19 protein-coding genes are annotated in these 19,465 nt (G+C 35.5%); all 19 read right to left on the bottom strand.

Annotated elements, in window-relative coordinates; translation table 11 throughout:
• A partial coding sequence (locus QVA17_RS10740; RefSeq protein WP_287388852.1) for a flagellin N-terminal helical domain-containing protein occupies positions 1-677 on the bottom strand: 677 nt, incomplete at its 3' end.
• A gap of 299 nt (positions 678-976) precedes the next feature.
• Positions 977-1,789: a flagellin N-terminal helical domain-containing protein gene (locus QVA17_RS10735; protein WP_027430887.1), complete on the bottom strand. Its 813-nt coding sequence runs from the start codon at positions 1,787-1,789 to the stop codon at positions 977-979.
• A 401-nt stretch (positions 1,790-2,190) separates the two neighbouring features.
• Complete coding sequence (locus tag QVA17_RS10730; RefSeq protein WP_287388850.1) at positions 2,191-3,003, bottom strand: flagellin N-terminal helical domain-containing protein; 813 nt, start codon at positions 3,001-3,003, stop codon at positions 2,191-2,193.
• 360 nt (positions 3,004-3,363) lie between these two features.
• Positions 3,364-3,837, bottom strand: coding sequence for a flagellar protein FliT (locus QVA17_RS10725; protein WP_287388845.1), 474 nt, complete (start codon positions 3,835-3,837; stop codon positions 3,364-3,366).
• Between the two features lie 24 nt (positions 3,838-3,861).
• Positions 3,862-4,278: a flagellar export chaperone FliS gene (gene fliS, locus QVA17_RS10720; protein WP_027430890.1), complete on the bottom strand. Its 417-nt coding sequence runs from the start codon at positions 4,276-4,278 to the stop codon at positions 3,862-3,864.
• 98 nt (positions 4,279-4,376) lie between these two features.
• Entirely contained in the window at positions 4,377-6,479 is a 2,103-nt protein-coding gene (fliD, locus tag QVA17_RS10715) for a flagellar filament capping protein FliD (protein ID WP_287388842.1), read from the bottom strand.
• A gap of 119 nt (positions 6,480-6,598) precedes the next feature.
• On the bottom strand, positions 6,599-7,069 hold the full coding sequence (locus QVA17_RS10710) for a flagellar protein FlaG (RefSeq protein ID WP_287388840.1): 471 nt from the start codon (positions 7,067-7,069) through the stop codon (positions 6,599-6,601).
• A gap of 246 nt (positions 7,070-7,315) precedes the next feature.
• On the bottom strand, positions 7,316-7,540 hold the full coding sequence (gene csrA / locus QVA17_RS10705) for a carbon storage regulator CsrA (RefSeq protein WP_027430893.1): 225 nt from the start codon (positions 7,538-7,540) through the stop codon (positions 7,316-7,318).
• A gap of 1 nt (position 7,541) precedes the next feature.
• Positions 7,542-8,006 (bottom strand): flagellar assembly protein FliW, encoded by a 465-nt coding sequence (gene fliW / locus QVA17_RS10700; RefSeq protein WP_027430894.1) that lies wholly within the window; start codon positions 8,004-8,006, stop codon positions 7,542-7,544.
• Between the two features lie 110 nt (positions 8,007-8,116).
• Entirely contained in the window at positions 8,117-9,655 is a 1,539-nt protein-coding gene (locus QVA17_RS10695; RefSeq protein ID WP_287388837.1) for a flagellin N-terminal helical domain-containing protein, read from the bottom strand.
• Positions 9,656-9,686: 31 nt separating this feature from the next.
• A complete protein-coding gene (gene flgK / locus QVA17_RS10690; RefSeq protein WP_287388835.1) occupies positions 9,687-11,252 on the bottom strand; it encodes a flagellar hook-associated protein FlgK in 1,566 nt (521 codons plus the stop codon).
• 18 nt (positions 11,253-11,270) lie between these two features.
• Positions 11,271-13,226 (bottom strand): flagellar hook-associated protein FlgK, encoded by a 1,956-nt coding sequence (gene flgK, locus QVA17_RS10685; RefSeq protein WP_287388833.1) that lies wholly within the window; start codon positions 13,224-13,226, stop codon positions 11,271-11,273.
• 187 nt (positions 13,227-13,413) lie between these two features.
• Positions 13,414-13,929, bottom strand: a complete 516-nt coding sequence (locus QVA17_RS10680) for a flagellar protein FlgN (RefSeq protein WP_287388831.1) — start codon at positions 13,927-13,929, stop codon at positions 13,414-13,416.
• A 16-nt stretch (positions 13,930-13,945) separates the two neighbouring features.
• Positions 13,946-14,227 (bottom strand): flagellar biosynthesis anti-sigma factor FlgM, encoded by a 282-nt coding sequence (gene flgM, locus QVA17_RS10675; RefSeq protein ID WP_027430899.1) that lies wholly within the window; start codon positions 14,225-14,227, stop codon positions 13,946-13,948.
• Between the two features lie 395 nt (positions 14,228-14,622).
• Positions 14,623-15,033: a flagellar protein gene (locus tag QVA17_RS10670; RefSeq protein ID WP_287388828.1), complete on the bottom strand. Its 411-nt coding sequence runs from the start codon at positions 15,031-15,033 to the stop codon at positions 14,623-14,625.
• Positions 15,034-15,083: 50 nt separating this feature from the next.
• The gene (locus QVA17_RS10665) at positions 15,084-15,839 is read right to left on the bottom strand and encodes a ComF family protein (RefSeq protein WP_287388826.1); all 756 of its coding nucleotides are present in this window, start codon (positions 15,837-15,839) and stop codon (positions 15,084-15,086) included.
• The gene (recD2, locus tag QVA17_RS10660) at positions 15,833-18,070 is read right to left on the bottom strand and encodes an SF1B family DNA helicase RecD2 (protein WP_287388853.1); all 2,238 of its coding nucleotides are present in this window, start codon (positions 18,068-18,070) and stop codon (positions 15,833-15,835) included. Before recD2 ends, QVA17_RS10665 begins: the two co-directional genes overlap by 7 nt.
• Before the next feature lie 183 nt (positions 18,071-18,253).
• Positions 18,254-18,739, bottom strand: a complete 486-nt coding sequence (locus tag QVA17_RS10655) for a hypothetical protein (RefSeq protein ID WP_103952332.1) — start codon at positions 18,737-18,739, stop codon at positions 18,254-18,256.
• 67 nt (positions 18,740-18,806) lie between these two features.
• On the bottom strand, positions 18,807-19,465 hold a 659-nt coding region (locus QVA17_RS10650; RefSeq protein ID WP_287388824.1), incomplete at its 5' end, for a flagellar hook-basal body protein.

Below are 19,465 nucleotides of genomic sequence, written 5' to 3'. Positions count from 1 at the left end.
TCAGCTGCCTGTGTATTCTCCTTAGTAGTATCCAAGTTGTTAATTGTGTGCTCTAATCTGTTCTGTAAAGCACCAAGTGTAGATCTCTGAGTTGATACCTTATCAATAGCTGCCTGCACCTTTGTAATAGCCTGACCTGCTGTAGAATAATTTGCAAGTGATAATCCACTAACTGATAATGTTGCTGAATCCATATTTCCAATACTAATCTGAATCTTCTGACCTGCAAGTGAACCTACCTGTAATTTCTTTCCTGTGAATGAACCATCTAAGAGGTTCATTGTGTTGAACTGTGTTGTACTACGGATTCTATCAATTTCAGATACTAACTGATTTACTTCAGCCTGAAGAGCTGTTCTATCTGTAGATGTATTAGTATCATTAGCTGCCTGTGTTGAAAGCTCATTCATTCTTTGTAAGATTGAATGTGTTTCATTTAATGCACCTTCAGCAACCTGGATAAGCGAAATACCATCCTGTGCATTTGCAGAAGCCTTATTAAGACCTCTAATCTGTGCACGCATCTTTTCTGAAATTGAAAGACCTGCAGCATCATCGCCGGCTCTGTTAATCTTATAACCTGATGATAACTTCTCAGTTGACTTAGACAATGCACTCTGAATTGAAGACATTTGTCTGTTTGTGTTCATTGCTGTTACGTTATGCTGTACTACCATATTTTTTTCCTCCTTGAAAATAAAAAATGTTTACATCATCCATGATGCAATTATTTAGTTAATAATAGGATCTTGACCAAATCTTATGCCTAAGGCTGTTGGTATATCCTATTTAGCAAATACCTTGGTACTTTTAAATTATTTATGCACCATATATTTATTTGCTACTAGATATATCGGCACACTTTTTTATTAGTTTAGGGGGATTTTAAAATTTTTTTGAAAATGTAAAAAAACTTGCTTCGCAATTGTCACATTAAAAAAGGGCGTCATAGACGCCCTAAAAATTTTTATGTTTATTACTGTAAAATTGATAATACACCTTGTGTTGCCTGGTTTGCCTGAGTAAGCATTGACTGTCCTGCCTGAGCTAAAATGTTATTCTTTGAGTACTCAACCATTTCACTAGCCATATCTGTATCACGAATACGTGATTCAGCTGCCTGTGTATTCTCACTTGTTGTATCCAAGTTGTTAATTGTATGCTCTAATCTATTCTGAACCGCACCAAGTGTAGATCTTTGTGTTGATACTAAATCAACTGCTGCCTGCACCTTTGTAATTGCAGATCCAGCTTTTTCAAATGTAGAAAGTGATAATGCATTAATGCCTAATGAAGTAGCATCCATGTTATTAATGCTTAACTGAATCTTCTGACCTGCAAGCGAACCTACCTGTAAGTTCTTACCTGTAAATGAACCATCTAAGAGGTTCATTGTATTAAACTGTGTAGTACTCTGAATTCTATTAACTTCAGATACCAACTGATCAACTTCGGCCTGAAGGGCTGTTCTATCTGTAGCTGTATTAGTATCATTAGCTGCCTGTGTTGCTAGTTCGTTCATTCTTTGAAGAATCGCATGTGTTTCATTTAATGCACCTTCAGCTACCTGAATAAGTGAAATACCATCTTCTGCATTTGTTGAAGCTTTATTAAGACCTCTAATCTGTGCACGCATCTTTTCTGAAATTGAAAGACCCGCAGCATCATCGCCAGCTCTGTTGATCTTATAACCTGATGATAATTTTTCAGTATTCTTTGCTAAATTTGTCTGAACATTACCCATCTGTCTGTTTGTATTCATTGCTGTAAGATTGTGCTGTACTACCATATTTGTTTCCTCCTTGATTTAGAAAATTTCCATATGTTTATAACTATCTCTAGTCACTTCTGCATTAGCTAATCTTGTAATGCATTTTTAATGTTTTTTTGCATCTTTAAATTGATTGGGTATTTTCAATTTCGATGCCCTTTAAGTGAATTTCATAATAGGGTACCATTGCTTTCACTCTTCATACTTCATATATCGGACGAATTAAACATAACTTAACCCTAATATTAAAAAAAAATCTAATATTAGAACTTTTTACTTTATGGACTCTTCCCAATTTTTTAATTATTCACATCTTTTCACTATTATAATTATTGCAAAAAAATAAGAGGCAGTCAAGAATTTCTTGACTGCCTCCTTTATAGTAGTTTACTTAAACACTCTTTTAAGCCTTGTTATCATTAACCAAGAATTGAAAGTACACCCTGGTTAGCCTGATTAGCCTGTGAAAGCATTGATAAACCTGCCTGTGATAGAATATTGTTCTTTGAGTATTCTACCATCTCAGAAGCCATATCTGTATCACGAATACGTGATTCAGCTGCCTGTGTATTCTCCTTAGTAGTATCCAAGTTGTTAATTGTGTGCTCTAATCTGTTCTGTAAAGCACCAAGTGTAGATCTCTGAGTTGATACCTTATCAATAGCTGCCTGCACCTTTGTAACAGCCTGACCTGCTGAAGAATAATTTGCAAGTGATAATCCACTAACTGATAATGAAGCTGAATTCATGTTTCCAATACTAATCTGAATCTTCTGACCTGCAAGTGAACCTACCTGTAAGTTCTTTCCTGTGAATGAACCATCTAAGAGGTTCATTGTGTTGAACTGTGTTGTCTCACGAATTCTATCAATTTCAGATACTAACTGATTTACTTCAGCTGCAAGAGCTGTTCTATCAGTAGCTGTATTAGTATCATTAGCTGCCTGTGTTGCTAATTCATTCATTCTTTGTAAGATTGAATGTGTTTCATTTAATGCACCTTCAGCAACCTGGATAAGTGAAATACCATCCTGTGCATTAGCAGAAGCCTTACTAAGACCTCTAATCTGTGCACGCATCTTTTCTGAAATTGAAAGACCTGCTGCATCATCACCGGCTCTGTTGATCTTGTAACCTGATGATAACTTCTCTGTTGACTTAGACAATGCACTCTGAATTGAAGCCATCTGTCTGTTTGTGTTCATCGCTGTGATATTATGCTGTACTACCATAATTTTTTCCTCCTTGAAAAAAGAACTAATGCCTTCCTTGGCATTTTAAGATTTAGTGAAGCGTTATTGCTTCATCTATTAATTATCCGCTATCCTAGGAACCAGCTCGCATTAGAATTGCCTTCGGCAATCTGCTCGTGGCTACATGGCAATTGCTTCGCAATTGTCACAGTTAACGGTAATTAACTAAAGAGATAATGGTGTTACTGCCTCGTATATTCTGTTATTCTTACCACCTAGATAGAAAATCTATCTTTTTCTAGTACTAATATACCATTTAGTTAGTTATTTGTAAACTATTTTTTTAAAATTTTTCCTAACAAATGATTTAGTTAAAAAAAGCCTTAAACACTAGCTTTTTTAACTCTTTGAGTCCATAAATTGAGGGTCTACATTTAGCACATTATTCATTGCACTATAATATTGTTTTGCAAGACTAGTACTTCGTTTTGCATTGGAAATTTCCTTGCGCATACCATTAAATCTTTTAGTTGCCAAATCCTTATTTCGCTTCTCCTGACTCTCTATTGTCACACTAAGTTCAGTGACTCTTCTAATAAGGCTTTGCATTTCCTTTATTTCTTCCTTGTACTGGTCTTTCTTGCCATCTAATTGATCCTTCATCTTATTAAATAGAGACTGAAAGCCTGCATCAAGTCTGTCTAACTCATTGATATACTTTCCTTTTTCTTCAAAGCTAGCTCTAGTCTTTTCCTCATCAAAAGGATCGGCACTAAAAAGTTCTGTCTGAACTCTATCAAGCTCCTCGATTTTTTCTAGCACCTTTATTTTCTTTTTTAAGCTGTCCTTCATAATCTCTAAATAATTTTCCATAATATCCCCTCTTAATATACCCTCTTAGCTATTCTTTGGCGATTGTCCTTTTGTCTTTTCCATAACCTTTTTCCAGGTATCGCGCATTCCTCTAATTTCATTAAGAGCCCTTGTTAGTATCTCAGTATCCTTTTTAATATTACCTTCTACTAAAAGGTCATAGATATAAACATAGACGCGCTCAAAATCTTCAGCCACCTTATATTTTCTATCAAGAGTTGATCTAAATTCAATAATTATATCCTCAGTCTTCTTGATATAAATATGAGCTCTTTCCATATCACCTTTTTCAATAGCCATAATTGCTATGTTGCAAAACTTAATCGCTCCCTCATAAAGCATAAGGGTAAGCTCTGCAGGTGATGCTGTAAGAATCTTACTTCTTTTATATTGTTCTGCTAATGCTTGCTGCTGTTGCTTCTGCCCTTGAGTTAATGCCATACCAGTTCCTCCTTATTTGTAATCATTTTTGAAAATGTATTGCTATGATACATTTTCATAAAACGATTAACCTCTAGTTAGTATACCCTTGCCTTTCTTTATCCAAAATAACTTGATAGAGATGACTGCTGTGAGTTAAGTGATGCTAGAGAAGATTCCATTGCTGAGAACTTCTTATAATAATAATCTTCCCATGTGGTAACCTTATCCTCTGCATCTGTAATTTTTGATGTATATTGTGAATACTGAGTATTCATTTCTTTATCGTTATAAATAGTGTAGGCACTACTTGTTGAAGAACTTGCCATTCTATTACCAAGATCTGTATAAAGTTTGGTTGCTAGTTGTGAAAAGAAGGAAATAACTGTCTCTGAATCATTAGCTATTGCTTCTCTTAACTTATCATCAACACCAGAAGTTGCTGAATCCTCTGAGTTTCCATCAATATGATAAACTCCAGTTTCATTCTCTGGTGATGCAAAATATCCTAAAGTACTTATACCAAAAGACGCTAAAGAATAGCCCTTTCCATCTATTGTAAATGCTGAAGCCATATCTGCCTTTAAAGAATTCATTGTAAGTCCTAAGATGTTATCTTTTCTAAGGAGAGACTCTTTAATCTTAGTTTCCCACTTTTCTACTTCATCATCTGACATTGCATCTTTTTCTTCTGAAGTTAAAGGCTCATATCCCTTAGCTGATGCAGCATTATATTTTACATCCATTTCCTTAATAAGTTTGTTATAATCTGAAATAAAACCTTTTACAAAATCATAGATTCCATCAATATCTGTATCAGTGGTTATAGAAACTTCTTCGTCTCCTGTAAGAGCTGTTGCCTGAATTGTTAAACCATTGATTGAAAATGTATTGGAATCACTCTTAAATGTCGCTCCATTTAAAACAATCTCTGAATCTGTTCCTGTGATTCTAACTGCATTTGCAGAGGCACCTGTTGCTGCTGTTGAAACTGTACCATCTACAACGTTTTGAGCATATTCCCTCTTAGCTGTATAATTAGCCAAATAACTATCATAATTAGTTGCATACTCGTTATCATACTCGGCTTTAATATTGTCATAAGCAGTTGTGCCTTCTGTTGCTTTAGTTGCAGTTCCATCATCAGAAATAACAACTTTGTCTGCTGTTTCAGATATTGTAGTTTGATAATTATTATAATTTGTAATAGCTGTATTTATATTTTCAAGATTTGTCTTAGCTGTATTAAATTCACTTGTAAGACCTGCTTCCTCTATTGCTGCTGTATCATAAGTCTCATTTCCGTCTTCATCTGTTGTCTTATAAGAATCGTAGGCAGACATTGCATTTTCATATTCTGCCTTCTTTGTCTCCATTTCAGATAGAGAACCATTTGCATCAGTAATAGCTTTAGAAGCGTTATAAGCTGAATTATATTGCTTAGCATAAGCTTCTGCTCTATCTTCTACGGATTTAGTATTTTTATTTGCCGCCTCACTAGCTAAATTTTCTAATTCTTCATCTGTATAATTAGCCCAGGTAGTGTATTCTGCTGTAGTCGCTGTACTAGTGCTATAGATACCCAAATTTTGTAAAAGTGAAAGGCCTGAAGAATCTGATGCTGTTAATGTAAAATCATTATCCGCACCACTTTCCTTAGCACTAATGAAAAATCTACCATTATTTGCATCAAAGCTTGCATTTAAGCCTGCACCTTTAAATGCATTTGCAACCGCTGCTAAAGTCATATCAGATGTAATATTAATATCTTTTGTTTCACCATTTACTTTAACAGTAATATTACCTGAACTAAAGCTTGAAAGTCCTGATACCTCTGATACTTTAGAACTTTCAGTTAAACTTGATCCAGAGCTATCAGTAATCTCGCCACCTGTTAAGTAACCTGTAGATGCTAATTTATTTACTTTTAAAGTCTGTGTTCCATTTACAGCTGATGATGAAGCTGTAACTTTAGCTACAGAACTATTAGACACAGTAGCTGTCTTTAAATTGTAATTAGTAGAAAGTCTTGCAGCCGACAATTTTCCTGAATAAAAGCTATAAATGCTTGTATTCATTGTCTTCCACTCATCTTTTTTCCAACTCAGCTTAGTCTGTGCCTTAACTAAATTATCCTTTTTTACTTTGTATGAAGAAACAAGAGCTTCTACTAATGAATCAGTATCCATTCCTGAGACCATACCCGATACTCTTACTGTCATATAACCTCTCCTATCTTTGCGTCCTTGCATTACAAAATCAAACATCCATGTTTACATAGTATTCTGTATAGTATATGCATCGGAATATTGTGTTTAAAATATTAGTCTTTTCACTAATATTATCGTTTTTCATCAACCATAATGCCTGCAAGCTCCCATGCCTTAGCCAACATCTCTAGAGCTTTCTCAGATGGAATTTCTTTAATAACCTCGTTAGTACTCTTGTCCTTGATCTTAATCGCTATTCTTTTTGTTGGTTCATTATAACTAAATTCCGCCACAGTATTATTATTGACAATTTTACTAATGTCAGTGACATCCTTAAGGGAAGTTTCCTTTGTCTTTACATTAACGTTAACGTTAACATTTTCAAAATTAGTAGGATCTTCCTCCTTAGCTTTTGCTGCTACAATGTCAGAAACTTTTGGAATTGCCACTGCCTGATCTGTGGTTGAAGATTGGCTAGACGCAGTTACAACGCTGCCACTTTTAGCATTTTCCACGCTAACAGTGCCAACGTTTGAAGCTGGTTTAGCATTTACAGTTGAATTACTTTGATAACTTGCTACGTTACCTACATCAATAGCCATAGGTTTCACCTCCATGTGAAGAATTAATTTGTTTAGTTGCGTTTATATATATAAATAAGACTTTGCTGTCTTATATATCGACTAACAAATATAAAAACTTAACGCCAAAATCAGAAATTATACAAGGTTTGTACAATTTCTACAAATAAATCTTCATATTTTGTGTATTTTGAATAGATATTATTTATCCTCTGGCTTGTCCTTCCCCTGTCTCTCCCAAAATAAAGTTAAATAAATCCCAATAATCTACTTCTTAAAAAGATTCTTTAAGGCATTAACATCAACCTTTTGAGCTGCTGCTTCCTTATTAGCTGCCTGAATCTGAACATAAACTTCCTTACGATAAACTGGAACAGATTTAGGGGCAGTAATACCTAGCTTTACCTGCTCTCCCTTAATTTCAATTACAGTTACTTCTATATCATCATTAATAATAATGGCCTCGTCTTTTTTTCTTGATAATGCTAGCATATTATTCACCGTCCTTTTCAGCATTGAGAATGTCATAAATAGGGTAACGTACTTGATAATCATCGTTATCGGCTATTAACTGAACACCTCTATTAGTATCCATGTTAATAATAACTGGTGCTTTAAGATTAACTGTCATATTCTCAAGCTTTTCAGGAACAGTTACAGTACAAACTACAAGAAGTGTAGCGTCTGCAATATTATCTCCAAGTGTGTTAATAATTTCGTCTTCAACTATTGGATCATACCCTTCATAAACTAGAGTAGGGTCCATAATAGGAAGCGCAAGAGTTGGCTCATCAATTGCCTGAAGCCAGAAAATTGAACTTTCTTCAACTCCCTTTTCGGCGTCGTAAATTAGAGTATACTTCTTCCAATCCTCAAAGCCTATAATACCTTTTTCAAATGTGAGAATTTGTTCCTCTCCCACTTCAATAGTCCCAAACCATTTAGTCTCTACCTTCATGTCACACCTAACCTTTCCCCGCTATTTACTGTCGCAATTTGCGAAGCAAATTGTGATGTAGGAGCCGCCCTTCAGCTGAAAGCTGCTCTTATGGGCGGACTCTTCCCACTTTAAAGAAAATCTAAAAGTGTCTGCTGAACCGATTTTGCTGATGCTGTTAGAGATGCGTTATAAACTAACTGCGCTGCAGAATAATTTACAACTACCTCTTCAAGATCAATATCCTCGTTTTGCGACTTTAGATTTTTGAAGTTAGTCTCCTGCTCTGTAAGTCTAGATTTTGTTAAGGTCAATCTTGTTTTTCTATTACCTACATCTGCCTTACATTCAGAAATTGTAGTCTGGTAAGATTGCATCCATCCTACACCATCTTCATAAACATCAGTCATCTTATCTTCCGCAAGTTCTAACTGCTTAGTAAGTCCCTCTAAGATATCATTTAACTTAGTCTGGGAACTACTATCAGAATACTGATCCTGTGTTAGCATAGAATTTACCTGTTTAATTTGGTCTTCTAAATCCAAAACGTTTTGAACTGCAGTTACCAAATCATCGATATTTCTACCAAGATAAATATCAAAGCCTTCTCTAGCTTCAGTATTAATTTTTAGTTTCTGCGAAAAATTTATATTGTACTCAATGTTTTCTTGTACTTTATTATACTCTATTCCAGAAATATTATCAATACAATCAAAATACATAGTAGGATTTAAATCCCCTTTAATGAAATTGTTCTTATCATATGTTACTGAAAATGTATTGTTGGTATAAACGTCTTTGTAAACATTTTCACCTAACAAAAGCTCTCCAGTTGTAGTATTAATGGCAATTTCATCTTCTCCTGGAACATAATTATCATCCACTGTATGAGTAATAGTTATTGCGTTTCCACCAGATGTTTGTAATGTATTATCTGTTGTAACATTTCCACTATTATCAATGGTTATTGCGGCTGTGTTTCCATTTGCATCTGTAATGGAAAACTTAGATGTAGCAATATCTTTATAGGCAAGCTGTAATCTGTGTACCGACTTCACATTAGGAGTTACAAGACGTCCCGTTGTGGCATCATATTTTGCATCAAGATTAATAATATCTGTATTAGTATAAGCATTGGTGTAAGCTGTCTTTAAAGAGAGGTTCTCTCTGGTAAAATTCTGAGTAATTGTATAATCTACATCTGCTGCCGTATCATCTGACTGATATGTAAGGGGCACATCTGTTGCAAAACCTGTAAATACATAGCGGCCAGCATAGTCAACATCACCTTCTGCATAAAAGGCTTCCTTTAGATTTTGCAAACTATCTGCAATAGTTTTTCTTTCAGCAGATGAATAAGAATCTGTTGAGGCCTGCACGCAATAATTGTATAAATCGGACAAAATCTTATAACCTTCATCAAGAGCATCTTCAGTTACTGATAACCAGCTATCTGCATCAGGAATATTCTTATCCAGATACTGTGTTACCTTATCAAGACTTGAACGAAGACGAAGAGCACGAATTGCTACTATAGGATCTTCTGATGGCTTGTTAATTTTCTTCTGTGTAGATAACTGAGTATCTAGGGTATTAAGTTGGTTTTTATTAACCTGGATGTTGGCAAGTGAACTGTTTACCATCATGCCGTTAGTAATTCGCATGGACATAGGCTACTTCCTTTCTTCTACTATCTTTTTACTAGACTCCCGTTTGATTAATGAGCTTATCATAAATTTCATTTAACACCGACATCATCTTTGAGCTTAGATTATAAGACTGCTGGAAGGTTACTAAATCCATAGCCTCTTCGTCAAAATCAACGCCCATTACAGATAATCTCTGATTTTGAATAGTGGTTTTTAAGTTTGTGTGATTTTGTAGGAAATTCTTTGCCTTGTTAGTATCAATAGATTCATCTGAAATAATACTTTCAAGGAAATAAGAACCTGTACCACCGTTATAAATCTGTGCTGTTTGTAATGTATTAAGCTTTTCAATTATATCGGCATTTGCAGCTCCAGTATTTAGCCTTGATTTTGTAGCAAGCTTTGAAGGGTCAAGCTGTAAATCCTTATTGACTGTTACATTACTTGCTGAGAAGGCCACCTGATTATCCTTAATTACAAAAAGTGAAGCACCTTTTGTCTCACCATCTGAAGAATAACCTGTCTTTAAAATCTCATTAACTGCATCTGCAAATACTGTCATAAACTTATTTAACTGAGCCTGATAATAAGGGATTCCCTTAAAGTCTGTATTTTTACCATCGTAATCAGAAAACTCAGTTGTAAAATATCCATCAGTACTATAGACATAATCTCCATTGTCATCTACCACAACGGATTCGATCTGGCCATTACAGCCATCTCTAATATCTATAAGTCCCTTTAGCTGACCACCAAGAGAGCTTGAGTAAATGTTAAACTCCTGACCTGTATCCCAGCTAATATCATAAAGGCCAGCTACATCTGAGTTATTTCTTGCATCTGTATCTGCTCTTGAATTTACCACAAGTTCGTGATAACCATAGGAATTTACCAAGGTACTACCATTAATGTTAATGGTGTAATTAGTTAAGTTATTACCTAAATCCTCTTCGTTAGTTGTAATATTTACAATCTTTGCAAGCTCATCTACCAAGGCATTTCTAGAATCTCGTAGGTCGTTAGCATTTCCGTAACAAGCCTCAATCTGATTGATCTGCTTATTAAGCTGATAGATAGACTGAGCTAATGAATTTATCTGTTCTACTGCATCCTTAACTTCGTTGTTAGCATCTTCCTGAATTTCCTTTAAATTAGAAGCAAGATAATTAAAATAATCTGTCATACTTACTGCACTTTGAATAAGAGAATTCTTAGTAGAATTATCCTCAGGATTTAACATGGTCTGACTAACATTTTTAAAGAAATTGTTATATTCCTCTGTGTAACCATCTAGGATAAATTCGTTAAAGAAGCTCTCAATCTGTGACATGTAATTATTCTTAGCCTCATACTCCCCATAATAAGTTTGATTATTTCTATACTTCTCATCATAGTAACTATCTCTTGTCTGGCTAATCTCTGTAACATCAACACCTGCACCAAGTGTACCGTAAGGGGCATAAGTTCTAAGAGAACTTGCTGCTTCCTTAACGGCAGTCTCTTTTGTGTAACCGTCTGTATCTACATTTGACAAATTATGAGCAGTTACATTAATAGATGCCTGGGATGCCTGTAATCCAGAATATGCAATTGTTAATCCAAAAAATGTTGATGCCATAAACTACCTTCTTTCTTTTTAAATCGCACCAAGTGAAGTTACTAGATGCTCAAGCATTTCGCTTACTACATTTACGTATCTTGAACTAGCATTGTAAGCATGCTGAAATTTAATCATCTTTTGAAGTTCTTCATCTGAAGAAACTCCCGTTGTTTCAGTTCTCTGGTTGTTGTAACCATTTACCATATTTTGCTGATTAGCTACATAACTATTAAGAACGTCGCCCCAAGTGGCATATTTTCCAACGAAGTTATTGTAATAAGAATTAAATGTAGATTTTGAATACTCTTCGATGTTAAAGGTTCCAAACTTCACATCCCAAGCATCTACAAGTTCGTTTGCCCTCTCAAAATCTTCCTTATCCGTTACAGTAGAAAGTGGAAGAAGGGATAAATCCTGGGCTACTGTTGAATTTATGCTTAAGTTACCAAGTCTGTAGTAAGACTCGTACTTTTGATCATTTAAATTATTTCTAATATAGATTGTGTCGCCATTAGAATCGGTTGTAACCACATATCTTTCAGTATTTGATCTTGAAAATAGCTCTTGGCCCACAGTCTTATTATTATCCATGCCATAATCTGTCTTATCAAGGTCAAGAAGTGAGTAAGTTACCGAATCAAAGGCAACCGCTCCAGTTCCATCACCATTGGAATTGCTATAGAGCTTTTCTTCTGAGTCATAATCATAGCTACCACTAGAATTTAATGTACCAGCAACCTCCTCGCCGAATCTATTGTAAAGAACGTCTCTAGTTATGTTTGTGTAAATGTATTTATCTGCCTGAACTAAGTTGCCATTACTATCTGTATACTCACTTGTAAGTGTTACTTCCTTTTCCGGACAAAGAATATCGTTTAGGGCAGTAACAATACCATTTACCAAATAATCAAATCCTGCCATGGCAGTTAAAACCTGAGATGGCAAAATGTATGTATTGTAATATTCCTGCTTTTCCTCATATGCTGCATAATCCTTATTATATTCAGCTAAACCCTCAGCTGTAGTTAAATCGTAATCTGAGCTTGATGGCATTTCAGCTACATAAGTGTAATCCACCACCATGTTACCTCTTGAAAGAATGAGACCCTTTAACTGACCCTTATCTGTGTCTGTCTCATTAGAAGTCTTAGCAAGAGATGTCGCTGTAAATACCTCTCTGTCATAGCAAGGCCAAGTTGGAATAACTAGGCTTGTACCAGTGACATATTCTGTACTCATCTCTGCCACTTCATTAAGAGAAACAAAAGGCACGCCCTCGGCATTAATAATGATTTCACCATTTGGTCCCTCATAATAATCAAGGTCCATATATTTACTAAGCTCATCAATAGCCTTATCTCTCTCATCTCTTAAATCGTTGGCATGCTCAACCCCTGCTGCCTCAATAGCTGTAATCTTCTTGTTATAACTATAAATAGTTTGACCTAAATCATTTATTGTTGTAACCATATTTCTTACTTCAGTATTAAGGGTTGTCTGGTAAGTAATTAAACCCTCGTAAATTGCCTCTGACTTATCTATAAAGGCTGTTGCAGTCTGAATAAGGGAAGATCTAGCAACAGTACTTGTTGGATTTTTAGTTAACTCGTTTAAAGAATTATAAAGATCTGTTAAATAAGACTGATAGGTTACGCCCTGCATTTCACCAAATAAATCCTCAATCTCGTTGACTGCCTGATACTGTGCATCATAAAAGCCAAGTCTAGAATTCTCTGAACGATAAGATGCATCAATAAAGGTATCTCTAATTCTTCTTACCTCAGAAATAGACACGCCAAGACCACTAACAGGAGTAGTTACCTTATCATTAGTCATAACTGGCATGTAAACAGTATCCTCAAAGGTAACCTGCTGTCTTGTATAACCTTCTGTATTTATATTTGCAAGATTGTGGGCTGTTGCATTAAGTGCAATCTGGTTTGATCTTACACCAGTCATGCCAACATAAAGTCCTGACATTCCATTTGCCATAATATTTCACCTCTAAATATGAAAAAGAGTTTAAATTTAGTCACTTCTAGTTAGTCCATCTGCTATTTATATCGGTAAAATCTAGCTAGAATTAACCTCTATTTTTCTTTTCCTTATGAAAATGTATAGCAAAATTTTTGCATAAAAAAAGGAGCGTCTAAACGCCCCTATTATCTTTAAGCTACATTTACTGCTTTGCATCAAAGCTTCCAATTCTTGAGGTCATCACCGATGCCTCTGTAGCTGTCTTTCCATAATTTGCTGTCTGTGGAGCAAGGGTTGCTGATCTAGCAACATTAATATCAAACTCAATCATCTCCATAGACGCCTTAAGTAGTGTTTTATTATTCTCATTTATCTGCATTAGGCTCTTTACTGTCCTTTTAAGAGCCAGGTAACTTTCTTCTAATCTATCATGTTCTCTAGGTCGTTTCTCTAGTAGCTTTACAATTCTTTCTACCTTCACGTCTTTTGGGGAAAGATGTAATACTCTACATATTTCATCAACGACTGCTAGTCTATCTTCTTCTACTGCATTTATCTTATTAATTAATGCTTGTTCGTACTTAAGAATAGCTTGCAGAGACTCTACATCGCTACTCACAATCGCATTGGTCTTTTCCTTGGCATAGCCATAGAGCTCTAAATACAAGCTATTCTCTTTGTTCATATCTTCAATTAATGAATCAATCATGCTAGCCATAGTCAAAACCTCACTTTTAGAATGTCAAAGTAGAAACGCTATTAACTATCTTATCTGCAACATCCTCTGCAGATACAGCATAGGTACCAGCAGCAATTCTTGCCTTGATATCAGCGATCTTATCCTCTCTTACATCTGAGCTTTCAGCAACTGCTGTCTTTGCAACAGAATAAGTTTTTGCTGTATCAGAAATATCGAATTTGTCATTAGCACTTGCCACCTTGCCTGTGCTATTAACTTTGCTAGTAGCATTTGCCTGATAAACCTGGCTAATTGCATTATAAGCGTCTATTCTCATACTCTTCGCCGTCCTTTCATACTTTCTAAGACTTATAAAGAACCCCTCCATACTCTTAGTTTAAAGAGACTCTTCTGCTTTATGCCTTATTTATCGGAAGTTTAATCTCAAAACTTAACCGATTTTATAAATAAATATTGTTCTTTTTTTAATACAATCCTAAAAATTTTCTTTTTCTAGTTCTGTATCATCTCTGAATTATATATCGACCAGAAAAACATTTTCATAAGCTCTTTTTAAAGTATAAAAAAGAAAATTTATATTGTCAATTTTTTAATGATTCTAATTGTAACATAAGAACTTAATAAACTCTAAACGCATAAAGCAAATCTTATAGGCATATCACTCCTTATAAAAATTAAAGGGGTCGTTGTCCGACCCCTTTGCTCTCTTTACTAGTTATCTAAGAAACGCATCTTAGCAGTAGCAGATCTCTTTTTCTTTGACTCCTCAATCGGTTTCTTGCCATAGAGCTGGTCTAACTGATCTGACATAGTCTCCTTACAGTTCTCACAATATTTTCCAGATTTAATAGGAGCACCACATGACTGACAATAAATTGCAATTGGCGAATCATCAGAAAATACCAATCTTTCCTCTCTTATCCACTGTTCTATCTGCTTAGTACTAACTTCGCAAGCCTCAGAAATCTGTCTAATACTTGCTACGCGATTATCCTCAATATATCTTTTTACCTCTTGGAACTTCTCTTCTAACTTCTTTACACAATCAGGACATAAATTTCTGTAGCTACCGCCAACATAGTTGTATAATCTTCCACATCCACGACAATTTCTAACTTCCATAGTAAACCTCCTGCATTCAGTTATACATTTAATTTTTCAGAAGCTATTTTCTAGAAACCCTGTCCCACACAAATAACAATGCCAACTACTTCTAAGTCCTTAAAACGCTTTAATTCCTTAGTTATGGCATCTAGAGTTGCTCCTGTTGTATATATATCATCCACGACTACTACTTTATTATATCTTACAACATTTCTAGACACTTGAAAAGCGTTTTCAAGGTTTTTTATTCTATTAGTATTGCTCAGTTTTTTCATGGGAATTGTATTTTTGACGCGGTAAATCAGATTCTCATCATAGGGGATATTTAGGCCCTTTGCCATGTTTTTTGCCAAGATTTCCGCCTGATTAAAACCTCTAAATTTTCTTCTCTCATTACTAATGGGCACCGGCACTATAACGTCTGGATCAAATTTTCTAATCTCATCCTCTAACCTAAGGACTAATTCACTAGCAAAGACCTTGCCAAATTCTCTTTTGTTATAATATTTAAACTCATAAATGGATTTACTAATACTGTCTGTATATTCAAAAACAGCCATAGACTTTTTAAAAACGTGAGGATTTTCCAAACAATCCTTACAGAATTCGCTATCTGTATTATCTAGAGGTTTGCCACACTTAAAACAGCTAGGTCCTGTTATATATGGGGCTTTTTTTCTACAGATTTTGCAAATGTTTTCCCTCCTGCCCTCCACAATGGGACGGGGTCTTAAACATATCGGACAAGCTGGTGGATAGAAGATATCCACCAAGCCCTCCAAAAATTTATCTCTTATTAACATATTCTTTTTAGTTTTTAACACATAATCTCCTTAATTCTTTGATCAAGCGAGGAATATCTTTTGGTATCTGTAATATTTTTTGCCATCTGTCTAAAAATTTCTTCTTCGCCAACCATGCATACGCAGGTTCTAGCTCTTGTAACAGCGGTATATAAAATATTTCTATTCATTAGCATTCTAGGTCCCTGATACATAGGAATAATAACCGCCGGATATTCACTACCCTGGGACTTATGCACTGTAATAGCATAAGCAAGCTCTAATTCATCAAGCTGGCTAAACTCGTAATCTACAAATCTGCCATCTTCAAATCTAACGGTTACTGTTTCATTAAACTGGCTTATTTCCTCGATTATTCCTGTATCTCCGTTAAAGACTCCAGTTCCTCTATCATAGGTTACACCATACTTGGATTTTTTCTGCCACTCTAGCTGATAATCATTTTTAATCTGCATAACCTTATCCCCTTCACGATAAGTAGTGTCTCCGTGAACTCTCTCCTGCTTAGTCTGAGTAGAAGGGTTTAAGAAATCCTGCATAATTGAATTTAATCTATCAACACCTGTAGCCGACTTCCTTGATGGTGTCAAAATCTGAATTTCTGAAATATCCGCATGCACATAATTTGGCAGCTTGTCAGAAATCAAGGTCTTCATAGCATTTATAATAGCATCCGCACCATTACGTCTAACAAAGAGAAAATCCTTGCTGTACTTATTAAGCACAACCTCTTCTCCCTTATTAATCTTATGGGCATTCATAATAATCTCACTAGTTTCCGCCTGTCTAAAAATTTTCTCTAATTTAACCACAGGGAAACAGCCAGAAGCAATTATATCTTTTAAAATGTTACCCGGTCCCACAGATGGCAGCTGATCCACATCACCTACAAGTATAAGCTTTGTACCCACAGCCACGGCGCGAATTAGGGAATACATAATATTAATATCCACCATGGACATCTCATCCACAATGATTACATCTGCCTCAAGGGGATTATCTTCATTTCTTTCAAAAAACATAGAAAGACCTGAAGCCCTAGAATTACTTTCACTAGCCCCACCGCCGTTAATTTCAAGAAGTCTGTGAATAGTTTGTGCTTCCATATTACAAGCTTCTGTCATACGCTTAGCTGCACGACCTGTTGGAGCTGCAAGCCTAATCTCTAAACCATCTAGCATAAAGAACTTAATAATGGAATTAATGGTTGTAGTCTTACCAGTACCAGGACCACCTGTAATTACAAGAAGTCCGCTAGTTGCTGCCATTCTAATTCCTTCTTTTTGGATATCATCAAGCTCAATGTCCTCTTCCTTCTCGATTCTTTTGATTCTCTCATCAATTTCCTCTAAAGACCTAGACTCCACATGGGCAAGGCCCTTTAATCTAGCAGCCACATTTCCTTCCATGTAGTAATAAAGGCTAGAGTAGACATTTACACTGCCATCCTCCATGGTCTTACAAACCACCTTCTTATCCACTGCCAAGTCCATTAAGTACTTATCAAAGTCCTCAATGTCTATTAAAAGCAGGCTAACTACATCTTTTTCTAGTTCCTCTTTTGGTAAGAAAATGTGTCCATTAAGGGAAGCCTGACTCAAACAGTAAGAAATTCCACTCTTAATTCTAAAGTCAGAATCTATCTTAATTCCTACCCTAGAGGCGATTTCATCTGCTGTCTTAAAGCCTATACCCTCAATATCATCTGCTAATTTATAAGGATTAGTCTCTATTAAATTATAGATTTGATTACCATACTGCTTAAAGATCTTAGTGGCAAGGTTCATAGCAATTCCAAATTTTTGTAAAAACATCATGGCCTTGCGCATGTCCTTTTTATCCATAAGCTGATTAGCTATTTCCATTGCCTTATTATTGCTAATTCCCTTGATTTCTGCTAATCTTTCTGGCTCCTCTTCCATGATTCTAAAGGTATCGTCTCCGAATTCCTTTACGATTCGCGAAGCCATTTTCTCACCAATACCCTTAATTGCCCCACTTGCCAAATATCTCTGGACAGAAGCGGTATCATTAGGTGCCTGAAATTCATAGGAATCTATCTTAAACTGCATATAATAAACGGGATGTTTAACGTAATTACCTGTGGCAACAATATACTCGCCTTCGCTTATGTAACTTAATGTACCCACACAAGTAATCTCTTCTCCTTCGTTATCTATCTCAAATACGGAATAGCCATTATCTTCATTACGATAAATAATACTCTCTATAAAGCCCTCTACTTCTTTTATGTTGTCGTAGTCCATTCTTTCACCTCTTATATGATTTGGAAAATTTTGGCGACTGCCAACAAAATTTGATAATAATGACTAAGACATTGTAACACAGATTATAATACAAAAAAAGAGCAGCCAATTTAAGCTGCTCTAATCCTCTTAAACACTTGTCTTATAAGACTTATCACTTTATTATTATTAGGCTAATGTGTTGTCGTCTGCTGTTCCTACTGACTGTACCTGATTTATCTCAGCCACAGTAGAATAATTTCTCTTCATCTGCTCGTAAAGGGCCTGGGCAATTCCAAGACCTGCACCGTTATTGTTACTAACACTTGTTGTTAAAGTACTTGCAAGCTGAGAAATAAGCTCATCTCCATAGTAATCACTAAGTGTAGACATAGCCGAATCTGTTTCCTCACCAGTTATACCCACGAGTGAATTAAATAGGGAAGCTGAAGCACTTTCTCCGTCGCTATCTCCCGTAACTGAAGTCATTTTCTGCATAGACTTCATAACCTGCTCTAAAAGATAGCTCTCAAATTCCTTTGCCACTGCCATTAATTCTTCATCTGTGGCAGTTTCAAAGTTTGTTGAATTAATTTTACTTGTAAGTGCACTGCTAGTTGCATCATAAACATCTGCATAACTAGATGATGCACCTATTCCTGAAACACTACTCATATTTTTCCTCCTTTTATCCCCTCTGTAACAATTCCTATGAATTGCTAGAAAAATATATATCCTCTAATTATCTCTTTAGATTATTTGCCTGCTCCATCATTGTATCTGATGTAGTAATGGCCTTTGAACAAAGCTCGTAAGCTCTCTGTGCTGTAATTAAGTTTACCATTTCTGTAGCAACTTGTACATTTGAAGCTTCTAAGTAGCCCTGCTTTAAGCTACTCTTTTTTGTAACCCCATCATACTCTTCACTAATAGGAACTCCGGACGCCTCTGTTTCTGCATAGTAGCTAGTACCTAGCTTATCAAGGCCGGAAGGATTAGTGAACTGATAAAGTGCAATTTTATAACCAATTGGCTGTGGGTTATTATCTTCATCTGGATATAATAACTCCCCTTCAGTTGATATTGTAATTGAACTTACTTGATAATTATCATCTAAAATGATTTGCTGTCCATCTACATCTAATACAGGATAACCTTCTGCAGTTGCAAGCATCATACCCTCTTGTGCTGTTGCCATATAAAAATTACCATTTCTTGTATAAACAGTATCTCCATCAAGATTAGTTACTGCAAAAAATCCATCACCAATAATAGCAAAGTCTGTGTCGCTATCAGTGGCATTTGGAGATCCTTGTGTAAAATATGATGTAATAGAAGAAACTCTAGTACCAAGACCTACCTGTGCTGCTACTGGCTTTTGTTCCACATTTGCAGTAGTAG

It is taken from the genome of Lachnospira sp. (genome assembly GCF_016290755.1).
GTDB lineage: Bacteria > Bacillota > Clostridia > Lachnospirales > Lachnospiraceae > Lachnospira > Lachnospira multipara.
Note: the sequence above shows the minus strand (reverse complement) of the source record. Positions and strands in the feature narration are given on the sequence as shown.

Bases quoted from the DNA above. Each gene is read 5' to 3' on its own strand.
- flgK (WP_287388835.1), bottom strand. From the start codon at position 11,252: ATGGCATCAACATTTTTTGGATTAACAATTGCATATTCTGGATTACAG.
- QVA17_RS10655 (WP_103952332.1), bottom strand. From the start codon at position 18,739: ATGAGTAGTGTTTCAGGAATAGGTGCATCATCTAGTTATGCAGATGTT.
- fliW (WP_027430894.1), bottom strand. From the start codon at position 8,006: ATGAAGGTAGAGACTAAATGGTTTGGGACTATTGAAGTGGGAGAGGAA.
- QVA17_RS10680 (WP_287388831.1), bottom strand. From the start codon at position 13,929: ATGGCTAGCATGATTGATTCATTAATTGAAGATATGAACAAAGAGAAT.
- QVA17_RS10735 (WP_027430887.1), bottom strand. From the start codon at position 1,789: ATGGTAGTACAGCACAATCTTACAGCAATGAATACAAACAGACAGATG.
- QVA17_RS10730 (WP_287388850.1), bottom strand. From the start codon at position 3,003: ATGGTAGTACAGCATAATATCACAGCGATGAACACAAACAGACAGATG.
- QVA17_RS10695 (WP_287388837.1), bottom strand. From the start codon at position 9,655: ATGTCCATGCGAATTACTAACGGCATGATGGTAAACAGTTCACTTGCC.
- flgM (WP_027430899.1), bottom strand. From the start codon at position 14,227: ATGAGAATAGACGCTTATAATGCAATTAGCCAGGTTTATCAGGCAAAT.
- fliS (WP_027430890.1), bottom strand. From the start codon at position 4,278: ATGGCATTAACTCAAGGGCAGAAGCAACAGCAGCAAGCATTAGCAGAA.
- fliD (WP_287388842.1), bottom strand. From the start codon at position 6,479: ATGACAGTAAGAGTATCGGGTATGGTCTCAGGAATGGATACTGATTCA.
- QVA17_RS10725 (WP_287388845.1), bottom strand. From the start codon at position 3,837: ATGGAAAATTATTTAGAGATTATGAAGGACAGCTTAAAAAAGAAAATA.
- csrA (WP_027430893.1), bottom strand. From the start codon at position 7,540: ATGCTAGCATTATCAAGAAAAAAAGACGAGGCCATTATTATTAATGAT.
- QVA17_RS10710 (WP_287388840.1), bottom strand. From the start codon at position 7,069: ATGGCTATTGATGTAGGTAACGTAGCAAGTTATCAAAGTAATTCAACT.
- flgK (WP_287388833.1), bottom strand. From the start codon at position 13,226: ATGGCAAATGGAATGTCAGGACTTTATGTTGGCATGACTGGTGTAAGA.
- QVA17_RS10670 (WP_287388828.1), bottom strand. From the start codon at position 15,033: ATGGAAGTTAGAAATTGTCGTGGATGTGGAAGATTATACAACTATGTT.